Genomic DNA, 17,930 nt, shown 5'->3' with positions numbered 1-17,930 from the left:
GTTGAGCCATGGACACGATCGGGAGAGGAAGGCCGCGCGCGCCTGGGCCGCGAAACACGCGGAGGACATGGACGCCTGGGGCGTCGGCGTCGACCCGGTCCTGTGGCGGGAGGGCAAGGAGTTCGCCGAGTCCCTCGCGGACCTCGCGCGGCCGCGCATGGAGGCGCTCGCCGCGGCGGGGGTGAACCTGGGCGGCGCGGGCGGCATGGAGTTGCTCTACCTGCTGACCAGGGTCGTCCGGCCCGCGCTCGCCCTGGAGACGGGGGTGGCGGCCGGCTGGTCCACCGCGGCGATGCTCGCCGCGATGCGGGTCAACGGAGCCGGCCGGCTGATGTCCAGCGATTTCCCGTTCTTCCGGCTCGCCAACCCGGAGCGCTTTATCGGATATGTCGTGCCGAACGACCTGAAAAGCCGATGGACCTTGCGGATAAAGGGCGACCGCCGCAATCTCGAGGATTTCCTGTCCCCGGACACGATGGTCGATCTCGTCCACTACGACTCGGACAAGACCAGGCACGGGCGGGAGTTCTTCCTCCGGCGGGTGCGGTCGCACCTGACCGGCAGGCACGTGCTCGTGATGGACGACATCCAGGACAACCTGGTCTTCCGGGAGTACGCCGAGCGGCAGCCGCTCTTCCGCGTCTTCGCCTACGAGGGCAAGTACATCGGCGTCACGGGCTCGGGGCTGCGGGCCGTCGAGCGCCGCTAGCACCCCGATGGAACGCCTTTCGAGGGGATCGAGCGCGATGCGCGGTGTCCATGTCTGTGAAGTGATCAAGACGCTCGACGTCGGTGGCGCGGAGGTGCTCCTCGTGGAGCGGCTGCTGGCCGCCTCGCGGCAGGCGCACCGCTACACGGTCGTGTGCCTGAGCGCCTCCACCTCCGAGCTGACCGGGCGGCTCAGGTCGGCGGGGATCGAGGTCGTCGACCTCACCGCCTGCCCACGGCCGCTGCGGCTCGCGCGCCTGCTCCACGAGGTCAGGCGCCTTCGGCCGGACGTCGTCAACCTGCACTCGCCGCTGCCGGGGGCGCTGCTGCGGCCGGTGTCCCGGCTGTGGCGGCCCCGGCCGGTCCTGGTCTCGACGGTGCACAACGTGCGCTACCGGCCGGCGACCATGCTGCTCGACCGGCTGACCGGGTGGCTGGACAGCCGGACCGTGGCGGTCTCGCCCCAGGTCGCACGGGCACGCACCGGCAGGCGCGGTCGCGCCCCGGCCACCTGCGTGCACGGGGTGCGCGTGGCGGAGCAGCGGAACAGGGCCGCGCTGGCCGCCGTCACCCGGCGGAAGTGGGGTGTCCCCGACGACGCCTTCCTCGTCGTGAACGTCGCCAACTTCCGGCCGCAGAAGAACCACGGGCTGCTGGTCGACGCCGCCGCCAGGGTCGTCGCGGCCGATCCGCGCGCCGTGTTCCTGCTCGCCGGGTCGGGCCCGGAACTGGAGCCGACGGGCCGCCGCATCGCGGCGCTCGGGCTCGACGCCGCGGTCCGGATCGCCGGCCACGTCTCCGACGCGGCCGGGCTGATCGCCGCCGCCGACCTGCTCGTCCTCAGCTCCTCCTGGGAGGGGCTGCCGGTCGTCGTCATGGAGGCCCTGGCCGCCGGGGTCCCCGTGGTCTCCACCGCCGTCGGGGGCGTGCCCGACCTGATCGAGACCGGGCGCAACGGCATCCTCACCCCGCCGGGCAGCGCGGACGCGCTCGCCGAGGGCATCCTGCGGGCGATGCGGCCCGGCACGCTGGCCCGGCTCAGGGCGGGCGCCCGGGAGAGCGCCGACCTGGTGGACATCAGACGGGCCGCGGCGTGGTTCGACGCGCTGTACGCCGAGGCGTGTCCGAGGGACGCGAGGTGACGCCGGTGGAGTACATCGTCGTCATCGCCGCCGCGGTGCTGCTCGTCGTCGTCGTGCACGCCGGTCTCAAGCCGCAGGTGGCCTGGCGGGCGCTCCCCGTGCTGCTGGCCGCGTTCGCCCTGCGGCTGGCCGTCCACGTCCTGCTGATGCGGTCGGGCCTCGGATACGGCGGGGACAACTACTCCTACGAGGCGAGAGCGCTCGGCATCGTCGAGCTGTGGCACCGGAACGGCGTGCACTACGTCACCTCCGACGAACTGGGCTCGGTCTACGGTGTGGCGGTCCCGTGCCACGTCTTCGCGCTGATCATGTACCTGTGCGGCGGGAAGGCGCCCCTGGCCTGCACCGCGGTCGTGGCGTTGCTCGGCTGCACGCTGTGCGTCGTCCTGTACAGGTTCGCCCGGCTCCTCGGCGCGGACGAGCGGGCGGCCTTCCGGCTCCTCGTGCTCACGGCGTTCCTGCCGGGGTTCCTGCTGCACACCTCCGACATGTTCAAGGACGGCTTCAACGCGTTCCTCGTGGTGGCGTGCCTGGGCCTCGCCGTGTCCAACCTGCGGCGCTTCGACGCGCTCAAGGTCGTCGCGCTCGGCCCGCTGCTCTGGGCGCTGTGGAACGTGCGCCCCTACATGGTGTTCATGTGCAGCCTGCCGCTGCTCGCCGGGGTCTTCCGGGTCAGACGCGCGCTGTCGGGCCGGAGCCTCGTCGTCTTCGCCGTCGTGCTGATCCCGGTCCTCGTCCTGCTGCAGGGCGTCGACCAGAGCGGCGGGCCGCTCGGCACGATGCAGGCGCAACTCGACCGCGGGCAGTCGCAGCACACCCGGCTGGCGAACGCCGAGGGCGGGTCGGGCGTCGTCTTCGACGACGGCGGCAACGCGTGGGGCGACCTGGGACCGAAGCTGGCCTACACGCTGCTGTCGCCCTTCCCATGGGCGAGCGGGAGCATGGCGCTCCAGCTCGGCAAGATCGACACGCTGATCTGGTACTGGCTGCTCTTCTGCGCGGTCCAGGGCGCGCGCCGCCTGTGGCGCCACGACCGCAGGACGCTCCTGATCCTGCTGCTGTTCCTGGTCCCCGCCTCCATCGCGTACGCGACGACCATGTCGAACATCGGCCTGATGTTCCGGCAGCGCATCCCGATCGTGATGGTGACGAGCCTGCTGTCGGCGATCGCGTGGACCAGGACGCCGACCTGCGGCGGGCCACCGGAGGAGCGCGCCGCCGATCCCGAAGCTTCCGGCTCACTCGTACGCGGAACGTGAGGTCGTCCGATGCCACCGACAGACGAAGGCAAAGTGCGGCGCGTCGTGCTCTTCATCGGGCACCTCGGCCTCGGAGGCGCCCAGCGGCAACTGTGCCTGCTCGCGGAGCGGCTGCGGGACAGGGGAGTAGAGGTCCACGTGTTCGTCATGTCCAGGGGCGGCCCGCACGCCGAGGACCTGCGCGCGGCCGGGATCGACGTGCACCGCCTGGGCTTCTCCCGCAATCCGAAGGGCGTCGTCCCGCCGCCCGGCAACGTGCGGGCGTTCGCCCGCCTGGTGGGGCTGCTGCGGGACCTCCGGCCCGAGGTCCTGCACGGCTACCTGTGGGAGTGCTACCTCCTGGGGACTCCCGCGGCCCGGCTGGCGCGGGTGCCTGTGGTCGTCACCGCCCGGCGCACCCAGGGCTACCTGCGGCCGAAGAAGCCGTGGACGGCGGCGATCGAGCGGGTGGTGAACCGGATGACCGACCACATCGTGGCCAACTCGGCGGTGATCGCCCAGGGCACGCGCGAGGTCGAGGCCGTTGCGGGCAGCAAGGTTAGCGTGATCTACAACGGGCTTCCGCCCTCGGCCTTCGACCGGGCCGCGCCCGAGCCCGTCGACACCGCGCTGCCCGTGGTCCTGTGCGTGGCCCGCCTCAGCGAGAACAAGGGGCAGCGCTTCCTCGTCGAGGCCGCCGCGCTGCTCGCCCGCCGGGGCCGCCCCTGCACGTTCGTGCTCGCCGGGGACGGCCCGGAGCGCGAGCGGCTCGAGCGGCAGGCCGCCGAGGCGGGGGTCGACGTCCGATTCCTCGGCTTCCGCCAGGACACCGCGGGACTGCTGGCCCGCGCCGACGTGGTGGCCCTGCCCTCGACTGCGGAGGGCCTGAGCAACGCGGTCATGGAGGCGATGGCGGCGGGCAGGCCGATCGTCGCCACCGAGGTCGGAGGCACCCCCGAGCTGCTGCAGGACCGGGGTGTCCTGGTGCCCTCCCGGGCGCCGCGCGCCCTGGCGGACGGCATCGCCCGGCTGGTCGACGACCCGGTGCTCGCGGCCTCGCTGGGCGCCTCGGCCCGCGCCTGGGCGTGGAAGAACCTCGACGTCGAGACCGTGGCCGACGAACACCTCGACCTGTACCAGCGGCTGCTCACGGCTCGCCGGCGGAGCTAGGACGTGCGGAGTTTCCTGCAGACCATGGCCAGCCAGGCGTTCCCGCTGGCCATGGCCGCCGTGGCGGGCGTCTTCCTCGCCCGCGGCCTGCAGCCCGAGGGGCGGGGCGTCTACGCGACCGTCACCACGACCGCGGGGATCGCCACGGTCGTGGGCCACCTGTCGGTGGGGAGGTCGCAGATGGCGCTGTGGCCGGTCCTCGACCGCCATCGGACTCTCGTCGGCAACGCCATGGTCCTCGGGCTGGTCCTCGGTGCCGCCGCCGGGGCGGTGACCTTCTGCGTGGTGACCGTCATGGGTCTGCCGGTCGCCCCCCAGCTCATGGTCATGGCCCTGCTCGCCGTGCCGTTCGGTGTCGCGGCGCTCAACCTGAAGGGCGTCCTGCTGCTCCAGTCCCGGGTCGGCCTGGCCAACAGGGCCACCGTGTTGTCCGCCGTGGTGCTTTACGTCCCGATCCTGCTGCTCGCGGTCACGGGGACGCTCACGGTGACGGCGGTGGTCGCCTGCTGGGCCGTCTCCGCGATCCTCCCCTTCGCGTTGTTCTTCCGGCCGCTCGGGCTGCCGGCGCGAGGGGAGGCGGCGCTCGCCCGCCGCCAGCTCGCGCTGTCGGGCCGCTACCACCTGGGCGCGGTCGCGTTCCATCTCCTGCTCACCGTCGACGTGCTGCTCCTGAACGTCTGGGTGACGCCGGCCGAGGTGGGCCTGTACACCGTCGCGACCTCGTTCCTGTCCCTGTCGAGGGTGCCCACCGACGCGCTGGCGCAGGTCGTGGTCGCCCGCCAGGCGGTCAGGGACGAGGCCGAGGCCCGGGCCGTCACGGCCCGGACCGTCCGGCTCAACCTCATGCTCGGGTCGGCCGCCGTCTGCTCGCTGGCGTGCGTCTCGCCCCTGCTGATCCCCACCCTGTACGGCGCGGCGTACTCGGGGAGCCTCACGCCGCTGCTCGCCCTCGCCCCGGGCACTGTGGCCTGGTCTCTCCTGCGGCCGGTGGAGCAGTACCTGGTGCGGCTGGGCCGCCCGATGACGATGACCGCCGTCGCCGCGTGCGCCCTCGCGTCGAACGTCGCGCTGAACGCCGTGCTCATACCGCTGTGGGGAGCGGCCGGGGCGGCCCTCGCCTCGACCCTGAGCTACGGCGCCATGGCCGCGGTGGAGGTCGGGTGGTTCGCCAGGGTCGCCGGACTCGGCGCGGGGGATCTGCTGCCGCGCGCCGGCGATGTGCGGTGGGTCGCGGCCTCGCTGCGTGGGCGCGGGCGTGCGGCCCGCGATCCGGTGAGCGCGCGCGGATCCGCGTAGGGAGCCGGCCCGCGCGCGCCGAGGGCGGGCGCGGAAACCATCGGAGAGGATGACGTGAGGATTCTCCATATCTCATACCGGATGCCTCCGGAGCCGGGAGGCAAGGAACGCCACACCGCGCGTGTCGCCCAGGAGCAGGCGCTCCGGGGACACCGGGTGCTGGTGGCCCTCCGGCACGGAGGGGTCCCACCGGGCGTCGCGGCGGTGACGCCGGCGCGCAGCCGCGTGACCCGCGCCGTCGCCAGAAGGTCGGACCCCCTCGCGTTCGCCATGGACTGCGCCCGCGCGCTCCCGCGCCTGGGGCCGCTGGACGTCGTGCACCTGCACGGGGACCACCGTGAGGCGCTCTTCCTCGGCCCGGTCGCCCGGAGGCTGGGGGTGCCGCTGCTGGTCACCGTGCACGGCGCGCTGGCGATGCGGCATCGGGCGATCATGCCGTGGGCCTTCCGCCACGTCGCCGGGTTCACCGCGCTGGGCACCCGGCCCACGGCCGACCTGCGCAGGGCCGGCGTCCCGGCGCACGCGATCCTCACGATGTCCAGCGGGGTGGACCTGCCCCGGCTCGAGGCGTTCCGCTCGCGGGCCGCCCCGGAGCCCGGACTGATCGTGAGCGTGGGCAGCCTCGTCCCGGTGAAGAACCACGCCCTGACGATCGAGGCGTTCCGCCGCCTGCGGGCCCTACGGCCGGGGGTGCGCCTCGTCATCGTCGGCGAGGGGCCCGAGCGCGCCCGCCTCGAGCGTCTCGCAGGCCCGGAACCGGGCGTGGAGTTCACCGGGCATCTTCCGGGCGACGAGGTCTACGCGCTGGTGAGCAGGGCGCAGGTGTTCGTGCTCTCCTCACGCAGGCTCTCCTCCGTCGGGGAGGGGGTGCCCACGGCCGCGCTGGAGGCGCTCGCCCTGGGCACCGCGGTCGTCGTCTCCTCCGACGCCACGCTGGACCCGGTGGTGACCGACCGCGAGGCCTACCGCGTCTTCCGCAGCGGATCGGCCGACGACCTCCTCAGTTGTCTGCGCTCGGTGCTGGACGGGGACGAGGCCCGCGCCCGGATGACCGGGCGCGCCAGGGCGGCCGTCGCCGGCCTCGACTGGCCGCTTGTGGCGGCCCGCATCGAGGACTGGTACGGGTCACCGTGATCGGGTTGTCGATCGCGGGCGGGCCCTGTGACCTTTCCTGTCCTTCACCGGACCGGAGACCAGATACGGGAGCCTCTCCAGCATCGGCGCCCGCGCGGTGCCGTGCTGCGGCCGGCCGCTCCTGCGGACGAGCGGTGCCGGTGCGTACGGCGCCGCGGGCCGTCGCCCCGGAAGCGAGTGCGGAACCGACTGCGGCACCGGGTTCCCGTACGCCCGGTCCACTCCGTAGCGCAGCGCCCGGCGGGCGGCGGCCTGTGTCTGGGCGGGGTCGAACAGCACGTCCACCCAGTAGTTGGAGGCCCGGTAGGTGGCGGTCGGGAACGTGTTCGTCCCGGCGTAGGTGTAGACGCCGTTGCCCCCGGACGCGGTGCTGGACGGAGCGGTGAGCGGGCCGCGGCTGTACTGGGTGGTGAAATAGTCCCGGTCCAGTGCGTAGAACCCCGTCGGTGTGAAGTACGACGCGATGTACGTGGTGCCCGGCGTGATGTTCACGGGTGTGGAGAAGAGGGCCTGCTGCCATCCGGACGACGTCTCGTTGGTGAACGTCACGTTCGCCAGCAGCTGGCCGTCGGTCGTCCACAGGCTGCCGACGTGGACACCCGTGTTCTGGGTGCTCTTGTAGAACCGGATTCCCCGGATGGCGCCCGAGACGGAGGACTGGAACTTGACGCCGAGCGTGACCGCCTTGTTGTCGGGCTGGGCGATGACACCCGGTGTCGCCGACTCGTCCCACAGCGTGGTCGCCTGCGAGTAGACCACGTCGACCCAGGCGTTGCTGGCCCGGTAGGTGCTGGTCGGGAACGTGCTCGTCTTGCTGTAGGTGTAGAGCCCGTTGCCGCCGTCCGCGCCGTCCGCCGGCCCGGTGATGAGGCCGTTGGAGTACTGCGTGACGAAGTAGTCCCGGTTGACCGAGTAGTTCCCGGTGTTGGTGTGATAGGAGGCGACGTAGCTGACGTCGTTGTTCACCGGCACGGGCGTCGAGAAGCTGACCTGCTGCCATCCGCTCGCCGTCTCGTCGGTGAAGGTCGCCTGCGCCAGCAACTGTCCGGTGTTGGTCCACAGGCTGCCGACGTGCGTCCCCGTGTTCAGCGGTCCCTTGTAGAACCTGATCCCGGAGATGTAGCCGGGGGTCCGCACGCGGAACCGGACGCCGAGCTCGACGGGCTGCCTGTCGTCCTTGGTGATGGTGGCGGGCACGGTGTCCGGGGACCAGATGGAGCACGGGCATCCCGCGTTGACGGTCGCCGACCTGCTGGCCGGGGTGCGCTGGACGTTGCCGATGTCGTCGACGGCCCGGGACTGGATCGTGACCGGGCCCTGGTTGCTGGTCGTCGTCCACGCGTACTGCCAGTTGGTCCGGCCGGTCGCCCGATGCCACGTGGTGCCGCCGTCGACCGACACCTCGACGCCCGCCACGACGCCGCCTCCGGTGTCGGAGGCGGTCCCGGCGATCGTCACGGTGGTGCCGCCGGGCACCGAGGCGCCGCTCGACGGGGTGGTGATCGTCGAGGTCGGGGGAGAGGTGTCGGCCGACGGCGTGGCCGGCACCAGGCCCGGCTGCAGGGTGGCCGGCTGCACCCGCATGTCGGCGAGCAGGTTGACGGTCGCCTGCTGCATCCGGATGTCGGTCGGCGTGCCGGGCCGGTCGTGGACGGCGTCCAGCCCCCACGACCACTGGATGGTCCCCGCGCCGAAGACGTACGCGCCGCTCGGGTCGCGGTAGAGGACGAGGCTGTGCGTGGCGACCCCGGCGCCGTACGTCGCGCCGAAGTCGAGCAGGAACTTGTTGGTGCTGGCCAGAGTGGTGCGAGAGAGCAGCACCAGCCCCGCCGGAGCGAAGCCGTTGTCCGGAGCCTCGTCCCACTCGTAGCCGAGCGTCCCGTTGGGGAACGTGGCGACCTGCCCGGGCTGCAGGTTCGCGACCGAGGTGTTGCGCCACAGGCGCATCGGGGCGTACTCCGCCGGAACGGTGATCGCGTTGTTGACGTTGCCGTTGATCATGAAGAGCGTCCCGGTCAGGGCGTTCTCCGGATAACCGCCGTTGGGCGGCTGGGCGAATCGCGGATCACGCCAGGTCCCGGTCCAGGTGGGACTCGGGTCGATCTTCATGTTGGCGACGGTCTCCTTGTAGCAGACCAGCGTCCGATTCGGGGTCGCCGAGGGGGCGATGCTGCTCTCCCACCTCGTCTTCCAGAACATCTCGTTGCCGGTGAAAAAGGCGATGTTGACGCCCTTGTTCTTGGCGTTGATGACGTTGTCGCGCATCTCCGACGACCAGTACTCCGCGTGCCCCGAGGAGAAGAACACCTTGTGGTTGAGCAGTTGGGCGCCGCTGGTCACCGTGTCGACGCTGCTGGTGTAGCTCACGTCGTAGCTGTTGGACTCCAGCCACCTGATCATCGGATATTCGGCGTTGAAGAAATAGGTCTCCGGCCAGCCGGCGCGGGTGATGACCGGGCGGTTGTAGCTGACCTTGAAGGCGCGGCCCACGGGCAGGCCCTTGTACAGGCTGTTGCCGCCGTAGGTGTTGTACGCCTGCCACGTCGAGTCGGAGGTCTGCACGAGGATGTCGGAATTACGCGCGTCGTTCCTGACGACGAAGATGTTCTGGCTGACGCCGCTGGTGCCGTCGGTACGGGTGAAGTTCGCGAGGTAGACGCCGGAGACGGCGTCGGCCGGCACCGCCCAGGAGGCCGAGACGCTCCAGTTGCCGCAGTCGACCAGTCCCGTCGTCGTGTCGCTGAGGCAGGCCGGCTGCGCCTGCGGCAGCGGGACCGAGGGGTTGACGGTGGCGATCTTCCGCGCGCCCAGGCCGCTGTAGTAACCGACCCGGTAGATGTCGATCCGGTAGGAGGTGATCGAGGGGGCGTTCACCTTGAACTGCTCGGTCTGTCCCGCGTTGACGCTCATCTGGGTGGCGTAGCCGGTGATCGTCGGGCTGCCCGCACCGGGCACGTCCCATTCCGAGGGCGGACTGCCCGGCAGGCTGTTCTCGACGCAGATGATCGACCCCGGCGGGCACGTCTGACGGGATGCCCGGCTGTGTCCCCTCCGGAGGTGCCGCCAGCCGCCGAGGCGCGGGGCGCGTGTGGGCCCGCTCGTGGTGGCGTCTGTGGTGTGCTGCGGGGAAACCTTGGCGTCGGGCGTGGGCGTGCCCTGCGGCGAGCCGGAGGGGTGCGTGCCTACGATCTTCACGTCGCCCTGGCCCAGGTCTTCGGCGGACACCGGCGCCCAGGCTGTGGCGAGCAGGACGGTCGCGGCCGTCATGACGGTGCCGAAGATACGCGCGGTGCGGGGAAATCCTGTTTTCCGGGCAGCGCCGATTGTTTTCCATTCGCCTGGCATGTACAACCTCTGGTTCGCGCGACGGAACGCCTTAAGCTGAGGACGGCTAGCGAAGGATAGCGGTGACCGAATTTCGCCCGGCGACATGCGCAGAAGCGGAGAGTTCCCTGCAGGGCGGATACCGTTTCGCATTTCGCGCGCTCTGTGCGCGCCGCCGGTGCGGGGCCGGGTAAACCGCCGTCAAAGAGCGGGGCGAGGGCTGCGTATGAAATCGGCGCGCCCCGGCCGTCCGGCGGCCGGAACACCCACGTGGCGGTTTCCCCGGGAAAATATTTCGCCGGGATTTAGCGCCGGCCCGGGAGTGGGCATCAGAAGCTGGATTTCTCGCTGGAAGGACGGGTTCGCGTGAATCCTCGGGGAAGTGGGGCGACGTCGCGGTCGCCCGGCGGGACGGGCACACCGCGGCGTGCCGTCGCCACAGTGGTCGCCACAGTGGTCGCCGGGGTGGTCGCCGGCGGGGTCATGGCGCTGTCCGCTCCGGCCGGCGCGGGCGTCATGGCGGGCGGCGCCGCGTCCGCGACCCTCGGCCACGGCCCGCGAGGGCCGAAGGCGGACACGGAATGCGGGCCCGGGTCCGGGCGTCCGCACGGTTCGGCGAATCGCGGCGCGAAGAAGGCGAAGAAGCGGCCGTGCGCGCCGCGGGGCGTACGCCCGGCGGACGGGCGGGGCGCACGGGGAGGGGCCACCGACACGTTCGCGGCGCCGCCCTGGCCGTGGGACGACGAGGCCGGAGAAGGCGCCGCCGCCGCTCCGCCGTCCGCGCTGCCGGGGGCGAAGAAGGCCGCCGCGCCGGTGCGGCCGGCCGGCCCCGCGGCAGCCGTACCTCTGTGGGACGACGACGGCGGGCCCCGCGACTCGAGTGGCGCCGCCGGGCCCTTCATGTCCGCGCCGCCCTGGCTGTCCGGAGCCGGCGGGCCTGCCGGTCCGTTCGTGCCGTTCGGCTCGTCCGGCGAGCGGGGAGCCGCGGGCCCGGCCGGGCCCGCGGGGGAGACCGGCGAGCAGGGGCCACCCGGGCCGGAAGGGCCCAGGGGTCCGGAAGGACCGGAGGGGAAGGCCGGACCCGAAGGACCCGCAGGACCGGAAGGACCCGAGGGAAAGACCGGGCCGGAAGGACCACCCGGGCCCGCGGGTCCCGCAGGACCTCAGGGACCGGCCGGACCGGCGGGACAGGCCGGGCCTCCCGGCCCCGCGGGGCCCGCCGGCCCCACGACGAGCGTGGACTCGAGCTCGTTCGTCGGCAATCCCGGCTCGCTCCTGACGTTCCTCGGCCGCGCCCCCGGTGACGGCAGGACCCTGGTCAGGGATCCCCGTACGAACACCTGGTACGACCTGTCCCACGTCGCGGGCTATCCCGGCGGCGTGCTGGCCGTCTCGGTGGACGCCGAGCTCGCGGGCACGGGCAACGACCTGTACGTGACCGTGGCCACCGCCGATCGGGTGGCGCAGACCCGGTGCACGGTCTTCCCTGCGCCGGGCACCGGCGGCGTCCCCGCCTGGCCGGGCAACTGCCGTCCGTTCACCGTCCTGTCCTGACCGTCCGGGGCCGGGCGGCGCTCCCGCCCGGCCCGCCGGAAACGTCCGGGACAGAAAAGGCGATTCGCTTATCTGGAAATGCGATGAAAGGGGAGGCGGACGCAGCAAAGGGAGCGCACCGTATGGAAACTCCGAAGGCCCTGGAGTACTATCCAACCCGAGCGGGCATTTCGTAGATCTTTTTCGCCCGCGCATAGATCCTCTTCATCGGCGAGGCAATCACCTATTCCGTGGCGGCCTTCCTCGCGTCATTGTTTGCGCATCGCATCTGTCGGCTCCGCGAGTCGATTCGCATAGAAAGTCCCATTGCGACGCGCATGGTTACGTGGCATTCGTCCAGTTACGCGAGAAAGGTCGGAAAATGAATGGCAATGCGATGAAACGCGGGCGGGAGCCCGCCCTGCGGAAGACGGGTGGCGGACGCCGCCCCGGCTCCGGCGGAACCGTCCGGCGCCGCCTTTCGGCCACCCTCACGGCTCTGCTCGCCGTCCTCGCACTGGGGGTCGCGATCCCCGGAGGCGCGAGCGCCGACCCGTCCCTGACCGTCGGCGACGCCGGCACCTACGCGGTGCTGGCCGGGACGTCGGTGACGAACACGAACCTCACCTCGATCACCGGAGACCTCGGCGTGAGCCCGGGGACCACGGTGACCGGCTTCCCTCCGGGCACCGTGAGCGGCTCCATCCGGACCGGCGCCGCCGCCGCCGGCGCGAAGGCCGACGTGGTCGACGCGTACAACGCCATCGCCGCCATGTCCTCGAACGGCACGATCCCGTCCGCCCTCGGCGGGACGACCAGGACCCCCGGCGTCTACGACTCCTCCGGCGGCCCTTTCACGATCAACGGCACGCTCACGCTCGACGCGCAGGCCGACCCAGACGCCGTCTTCGTCTTCAGGGGCTCCACTCTCACCGCCGCCGGGGTGAGCAACATCGCCCTGATCAACGGCGCCCAGGAGGACAACGTGTACTGGGAGCTCACGGGCACCGCGTCGCTGGGCACGTTCTGCACCTTCCGGGGGAACGTGCTCGCCTCCGGCGCGGTGTCGGTGAGCTCGGGCGCCGCGGTGTACGGACGGCTGTTCTCGCTCAACAACACGATCGGACTGCAGGGCACCACGAGCCTCCCGGCCACCCGCGTGACGGTGCCGAACAACCCGCCCACGACCACGACCCTGACCTCCTCGCTCAACCCGTCCGACACGGGTGACGCGGTCACCTTCACGGCCAACGTCCAGGCGCAGTCGGGGTCGATCGTCCCCGCGGGCTACGTGGCGTTCAAGGACGGGACGACGGTCATCGGCACGGACTACCACGACGACGGGCATCCCGCCAGACTCACCACGTCGAGCCTCGCCGCCGGGCAGCACCGGATCACGGCCGTCTACCTCGGCGGCGACACCTTCAACGGCGAGGAGGTCATCCACTTCGCTCCGAGCACCTCGCCGGAGCTGGTGCAGAGCGTGTCCAGCGTCAGTCTGTGGAGCGACAGCGTGACCCCCGACCAGGCGTCACGGAACGACCCGCAGGCCGTGGTGGTCGGCGTGAAGTTCCAGTCGGCGGTGGACGGCGTGATCACGGGCATCCGGTTCTACAAGGGCCCGCAGAACACCGGGACCCACACCGGCAGCTTATGGACGTCCGGCGGCCAGAAGCTCGCCACCGTGACCTTCACGAACGAGACGGCCACCGGGTGGCAGCGGATGGACTTCCCCAACCCCGTCGCCATCAGCTCCGGCACCACGTACATCGCGTCGTACCACACCACGTCCGGCTTCTACGCGATGAACCGGCCGTACTTCGCCGCGCAGTACACCAACGGACCCCTGACCGCGCCCTCCGACAGCGCGTCGGGCGGCAACGGGGTGTACGCCTACAGCGCCACCGACACATTCCCGACCAGCAGCTACCGGGCGTCGAACTACTGGGTCGACGTGATGTTCACTCCCTCGCAGACGCTCTGGGACAACACCGATACCCCCGCGGTCGCCAACCAGCCCGACGACCAGGACGCGGTGCTCGGCGTGAAGTTCACCTCCGCGACCGGCGGCCTGGTCACCGGCGTCCGGTTCTACAAGGGCCCGCAGAACACCGGGACCCACATCGGCAGCCTGTGGACGGCCGGCGGCACGCAACTGGCGACCGCGACCTTCACGAACGAGACCGCCAGCGGGTGGCAGCAGGTCGACTTCCCCGACCCCGTTCCCATCACCGCGGGCACCACCTATGTCGCCTCCTACCACACCTCGGGGCGCTACTCGCTGACCAGGCCGTACTTCACCTCGCCGCGCAGCAACGGACCCCTGACCGCGCCCTCCGACAGCGCGTCGGGCGGCAACGGGGTGTACGCCTACAGCGCCACCGACACCTTCCCGGCCAGCAGCTTCCGCTCGTCGAACTACTGGGTCGACGTCGTGTTCCAGCAGGGCTGAACGAAACGGCCGGCGCCGGGCAAAGAACGGGCAACGAAACGCCCCCGCCCGGTGTCCGGCCGCGCCCCTGCCGATCCCCTTACCCAATGCTTACGCGCGGGCAGGCCGCCGCGACCCGCCGATCGACCTGTGTCGGCCGATCACGCGGCAAGGCCGGATCCCCGAGAAGGAGGAGTCTCTCATGGCGGCAGTCGCCGGTCACCGCCGGTTTCTCCCACGCGGCGCCACCGCGGTGTGGTTGTACGCGGCCCTCGTCGCCGCCCTGATCGCGGGCGTCCTCGTCGTGATGGACGGCCGCGCGAGCGCGGACCAGCCCCCGGTGGACCTCGGCGCCGCCGAGCACACGGCGGTGCTGGCGGCGGGCACGGTCATCAGCGCGAACGCGACCCTGATCACCGGGGACGTCGACGTGAGCCCCGGCACCGCCGTCACCGGCTTCCCGCCGGGCGTGGTCGAGGGGGACGTCCACGCCGGTGACGCCGAGGCGGCGCAGGTGATGGCCGACGCGACCGCCGCGTACGACGACATTTCGGATCGGGGCCCCGCCGTCACCGTGCCCGCCGAGCTCGGCGGAACCCGCAGGACCCCCGGTGTGTACGACTCGGCGGACGGGACGTTCCGCATCACCGGGACGCTCACCATCGACGCCGGGGGGAACCCGGACGCGGTCTTCATCTTCCGCGCGAGCACGCTGACCACGGCCAGGGTCAGCAACGTCATGCTGATCGGCGGGGCGCAGGCGGACAACGTCTTCTGGCAGGCGACCGAGGGCGCCACCCTCGGGACGTACTCCACCTTCCGCGGCACCGTCCTGGCCCGCGGCTCGATCAAGGTCGCGGAGGGCGCCGTCATCGACGGACGGACCCTCCTGCTCGACAACACGGTCACGATCGAGGGCACCACCGAGACGGACAACGGGATCGACCGCGCGAACGAGGTCGACGCGATCGTCCCGCCGCCGACCCGCGTCACGCTGCCGTTCGACCCCGGCACCACGACCCAGCTGACCTCCTCGCCGAACCCCTCCCAGGCGAAGTTCCCGGTCACGTTCACCGCGCGGGTGCATCCCCGAAGCGGCACGCTGGTGCCCGCCGGGAGGGTGGTATTCAAGGACGACGGCGTCGTCATCGGCTCGGGGATGCAGACCGGCGCCGACACGCCCGCCACGTTCACGACCTCGGCGCTGTCGGTGGGGGAGCACCACATCACCGCCGTCTACCTCGGCGGCCTCACGGCGCAGGCCGAGGCGTGGGTGCGCTTCGCGCCCAGCACCTCGAACGAAGTGGTGCAGGTCGTCAACGCGAGATAGCCCGGCCCGCCCCTGTTTCCCCGCCGCCGTCGTAAGGCTTGCGCCATGATTCACCAACCACGCGCGGCGGCGGCGGGGCGGGGACGCGGGGCCGTTGTTCACTACGGCGGTGAGCACAACCAGCCTGAAGGCTGTCCCCTTCAACCGGACCCACGTCGCGGACAACGAGCTCGCCTACCTCTCTGAGGCGATACGCCGAGGGTCCACCTGCGGGGACGGGCCGTTCACCGAGCGGGCCGGCCGGCTCCTGTGCGAACTGACCGGCGCCGGCCGCGCCCTGCTGACGACCTCGTGCACGCACGCCCTGGAGATGTCGGCGATCCTGCTGGACCTGCGGCCCGGCGACGAGGTCCTCATGCCGTCGTTCACGTTCGTGTCGACCGCCAACGCCTACGCCCTGCGCGGGGCGGTGCCGGTGTTCGTCGACTGCAGGCCCGACACCCTGAACGTCGACGAACGCCTGATCGAGGCCGCGATCACCGAGCGGACCAGGGCCGTGGTGGTCGTCCACTACGCCGGGGTGGGCTGCGAGATGGACGCGATCGGCGCGGTGGCGCGACGCCATGGCCTGGCCCTGATCGAGGACAACGCGCACGGGCTGGGCGGCTCCTACCGGGGGCGGCCCCTCGGGTCGTTCGGGTGCATGGCGGCGCAGAGCTTCCACGCGACGAAGAACGTGCAGTGCGGGGAGGGGGGCGCCCTGCTCGTCAACGACGCCGCCCTCGCCGCCCGCGCCGAGATCATCCGGGAGAAGGGCACGGACCGCAGCCGGTTCTTCCGGGGACAGGTCGACAAGTATCAGTGGGTCGACATCGGGTCGAGCTATCTGCCCTCGGACGTCCTGGCCGCCATGCTGACCGCCCAGCTGGAGTCGTTCGGCACGATCCAGCGGCTGCGCCAGGCGGTCTGGCGCGACTACCACGAGGGCCTGGCGGACTGGGCGGCCGAGAATGGGGTGGCACAGCCGTCGGTCCCCGGCGACCGCGCGCACCCGGCGCACCTCTACCACCTGCTCCTGCCCGACCTGCGCAACCGGCAGGCGTTCATCGCCCACCTCGCGGCGCACGGCGTGCAGGCGGCGTTCCACTACCAGCCGCTGCACAGCTCCCCGGCCGGTCTGCGGCACGGCAGGACCGCCCCCGGCGGCTGCCCGGTCACCGAGAACGTCGCGGACCGGCTCGTACGGCTGCCGCTGTTCGCGGGTCTCGGCGAGGCCGGCGCGGCTCGTGTCGTCGACGCGGTGCGCGGCTACGAGGTGCGCTGACAGTGGGACGGAACGCCGCAGGGTTCGCCCCGAAATCCACGTCAGGGCACGCGCCGGGATCCACCCGGCGTCACGGCCCTGGTCCCGGTCCGCGTCGCGATCGCCGGCCGGCCGTGCCCTCCGGCGACCGGCGCGGCACGGACGCCGGAGGCCGCCCGCCCGCGGCGCGCCGTCACCTCGCGCGGCGGGTCCTGTCCGTGGCGCTCGACCGGCGGCGCGTGCTCTACCTGGGCAGCGGCGCGATGTCGGCCGTGGTCTACTACGCGATCCTCGGCGTCCAACTGGCCGCGCTCGGGCACCGGGTCCCTTACCTCATCCTGCTCGTGACCAGCCAGTTCGCCGCCTCGATCGTCGTCTATCCGTGGTATCGGCTGATGGTCTTCCGCGTGTCCGGATCGTCCTGGGTGCTGGGCCACCTGCGGTTCTACGCCGTCGGGCTGGGCTTCCTCGCGGCGTCGGTCACGGGCGTTCCGCTCCTGGTGGAGCTCGCCGGGATTCCGATCATGGTGGCCCAGGCGGTGGTCATCGTCGTGAACGTGCCGCTGAGCTACCTCGTGCACGCACTCTGGACGTTTCCGGCCCGCCGTAAGAACTGATCAACAGGGAAGGCTGCCCATGGAGGCCACTGACATCCGCCGTACGGTCGAACTGGAGGACCGGCACTGGTGGTACCGGGAGCGGCGCGCCATGCTCGCCCGGGAGCTGCGGCGGCTCGGCCCGCCCGGCAGGGCACTCGACATCGGCGCCGCGGGCGGCGGCAACACGCGCGTGCTGGTCGAGCACGGGTGGGACGCCCTGGCGGCCGACTACTCCGAGACCGCGGTCGAGCTGGCCGTCCGGCGGGGCCTGCGGGCGATCCACGCCGACGCGTGCGACCTGCCGCTGCCCGGCGAGTCCTTCGACCTCGTGCTCGCCTTCGACGTGCTCGAGCACATCGAGGACGACCACACGGCCGCCCGTGAGCTGGTGCGTGTGCTGCGGCCGGGTGCTCGCGCACTGATCACGGTCCCGTGCGACATGGCGCTGTGGTCGGCGCACGACGTGGCGTCCTTCCACTTCCGCAGGTACGCCCGGGAGGAACTGACCGCCCTGCTGCGCGGGGCCGGACTGGTCGTCGACCGCATGTGGAGCTGGAACGTGCTGATGCGGCCGATCGTGGCCTGGCGCAGGAAGCGCACCAGCGGCTCCGACGTCACGGACGTGCCGCGCCTGGTCAACCTGGGTCTGGGCGCCGTGGTCGCGGCCGAGAGATATCTGCCCGTCAAATCGCTTCCGGGAGTCACCCTGGTCGTGCGGGCGCACCGTCCTTCGTGACGGAGGTTCGCGGGACGCCGGAAAGGCGATTCGCGATTTACGCGTT

The 17,930-nt window shown here is 71.8% G+C and carries 13 protein-coding genes; 12 read left to right on the top strand and 1 reads right to left on the bottom strand.

All coding sequences use genetic code 11. The annotated features are described in order from the left end of the window. Positions 1–67 precede the first annotated feature (67 nt). The 6 genes from HHX35_RS29875 to HHX35_RS29850 are packed head-to-tail and all read left to right on the top strand — an operon-like array spanning position 68 to position 6,688. Positions 68–709 (top strand): class I SAM-dependent methyltransferase, encoded by a 642-nt coding sequence (locus tag HHX35_RS29875; RefSeq protein ID WP_182902005.1) that lies wholly within the window; start codon positions 68–70, stop codon positions 707–709. A 37-nt stretch (positions 710–746) separates the two neighbouring features. Then, entirely contained in the window at positions 747–1,850 is a 1,104-nt protein-coding gene (locus HHX35_RS29870) for a glycosyltransferase (RefSeq protein ID WP_182902004.1), read from the top strand. 5 nt (positions 1,851–1,855) lie between these two features. Then, positions 1,856–3,109, top strand: coding sequence for a hypothetical protein (locus HHX35_RS29865; protein WP_182902003.1), 1,254 nt, complete (start codon positions 1,856–1,858; stop codon positions 3,107–3,109). A 9-nt stretch (positions 3,110–3,118) separates the two neighbouring features. Continuing rightward, the gene (locus HHX35_RS29860) at positions 3,119–4,258 is read left to right on the top strand and encodes a glycosyltransferase (protein WP_182902002.1); all 1,140 of its coding nucleotides are present in this window, start codon (positions 3,119–3,121) and stop codon (positions 4,256–4,258) included. 3 nt (positions 4,259–4,261) lie between these two features. After that, the gene (locus HHX35_RS44815; protein ID WP_182902001.1) at positions 4,262–5,554 is read left to right on the top strand and encodes a lipopolysaccharide biosynthesis protein; all 1,293 of its coding nucleotides are present in this window, start codon (positions 4,262–4,264) and stop codon (positions 5,552–5,554) included. 54 nt (positions 5,555–5,608) lie between these two features. Continuing rightward, positions 5,609–6,688, top strand: a complete 1,080-nt coding sequence (locus tag HHX35_RS29850) for a glycosyltransferase family 4 protein (RefSeq protein WP_182902000.1) — start codon at positions 5,609–5,611, stop codon at positions 6,686–6,688. Here HHX35_RS29850 and HHX35_RS29845 read toward each other — a convergent pair. Next, positions 6,680–9,955 carry a DUF4082 domain-containing protein gene (locus tag HHX35_RS29845; RefSeq protein ID WP_259405519.1) on the bottom strand — a complete coding sequence of 1,092 codons (3,276 nt, stop codon included), beginning with the start codon at positions 9,953–9,955 and terminating at the stop codon, positions 6,680–6,682. The genes HHX35_RS29850 and HHX35_RS29845 overlap by 9 nt on opposite strands. A 498-nt stretch (positions 9,956–10,453) precedes the next feature. Between HHX35_RS29845 and HHX35_RS29840 the strand changes: the two genes are divergently transcribed. The 6 genes from HHX35_RS29840 to HHX35_RS29815 all read left to right on the top strand — a co-directional run bounded on the left by HHX35_RS29840 (position 10,454) and on the right by HHX35_RS29815 (position 17,884). Continuing rightward, positions 10,454–11,566, top strand: coding sequence for a hypothetical protein (locus HHX35_RS29840; protein WP_220506042.1), 1,113 nt, complete (start codon positions 10,454–10,456; stop codon positions 11,564–11,566). A gap of 376 nt (positions 11,567–11,942) precedes the next feature. Continuing rightward, on the top strand, positions 11,943–13,997 hold the full coding sequence (locus tag HHX35_RS29835) for a DUF4082 domain-containing protein (protein ID WP_182901998.1): 2,055 nt from the start codon (positions 11,943–11,945) through the stop codon (positions 13,995–13,997). A gap of 181 nt (positions 13,998–14,178) precedes the next feature. After that, positions 14,179–15,306 (top strand): ice-binding family protein, encoded by a 1,128-nt coding sequence (locus HHX35_RS29830; protein WP_182901997.1) that lies wholly within the window; start codon positions 14,179–14,181, stop codon positions 15,304–15,306. 109 nt (positions 15,307–15,415) lie between these two features. Further along, positions 15,416–16,570 carry a dTDP-4-amino-4,6-dideoxygalactose transaminase gene (gene rffA / locus HHX35_RS29825; RefSeq protein WP_310739387.1) on the top strand — a complete coding sequence of 385 codons (1,155 nt, stop codon included), beginning with the start codon at positions 15,416–15,418 and terminating at the stop codon, positions 16,568–16,570. A 113-nt stretch (positions 16,571–16,683) separates the two neighbouring features. Then, positions 16,684–17,166 (top strand): GtrA family protein, encoded by a 483-nt coding sequence (locus tag HHX35_RS29820; protein WP_182901996.1) that lies wholly within the window; start codon positions 16,684–16,686, stop codon positions 17,164–17,166. A gap of 19 nt (positions 17,167–17,185) precedes the next feature. Then, positions 17,186–17,884 (top strand): bifunctional 2-polyprenyl-6-hydroxyphenol methylase/3-demethylubiquinol 3-O-methyltransferase UbiG, encoded by a 699-nt coding sequence (locus tag HHX35_RS29815; RefSeq protein ID WP_182901995.1) that lies wholly within the window; start codon positions 17,186–17,188, stop codon positions 17,882–17,884. Positions 17,885–17,930 lie beyond the last annotated feature (46 nt).

The sequence above is a fragment of the Microbispora sp. H10830 genome, assembly GCF_014161375.1.
Taxonomy (GTDB): domain Bacteria; phylum Actinomycetota; class Actinomycetes; order Streptosporangiales; family Streptosporangiaceae; genus Microbispora; species Microbispora catharanthi.
The sequence above is the reverse complement of the archived record's forward strand: the minus strand, read 5'-3'. Positions and strand labels throughout refer to the sequence as shown.

Bases quoted from the DNA above. Each gene is read 5' to 3' on its own strand.
- HHX35_RS29830 (WP_182901997.1), top strand. From the start codon at position 14,179: ATGGCGGCAGTCGCCGGTCACCGCCGGTTTCTCCCACGCGGCGCCACC.
- HHX35_RS29845 (WP_259405519.1), bottom strand. From the start codon at position 9,955: ATGACGGCCGCGACCGTCCTGCTCGCCACAGCCTGGGCGCCGGTGTCC.
- HHX35_RS29875 (WP_182902005.1), top strand. From the start codon at position 68: ATGGACGCCTGGGGCGTCGGCGTCGACCCGGTCCTGTGGCGGGAGGGC.
- HHX35_RS29860 (WP_182902002.1), top strand. From the start codon at position 3,119: ATGCCACCGACAGACGAAGGCAAAGTGCGGCGCGTCGTGCTCTTCATC.
- HHX35_RS29870 (WP_182902004.1), top strand. From the start codon at position 747: ATGCGCGGTGTCCATGTCTGTGAAGTGATCAAGACGCTCGACGTCGGT.
- HHX35_RS29815 (WP_182901995.1), top strand. From the start codon at position 17,186: ATGGAGGCCACTGACATCCGCCGTACGGTCGAACTGGAGGACCGGCAC.
- HHX35_RS29835 (WP_182901998.1), top strand. From the start codon at position 11,943: ATGAAACGCGGGCGGGAGCCCGCCCTGCGGAAGACGGGTGGCGGACGC.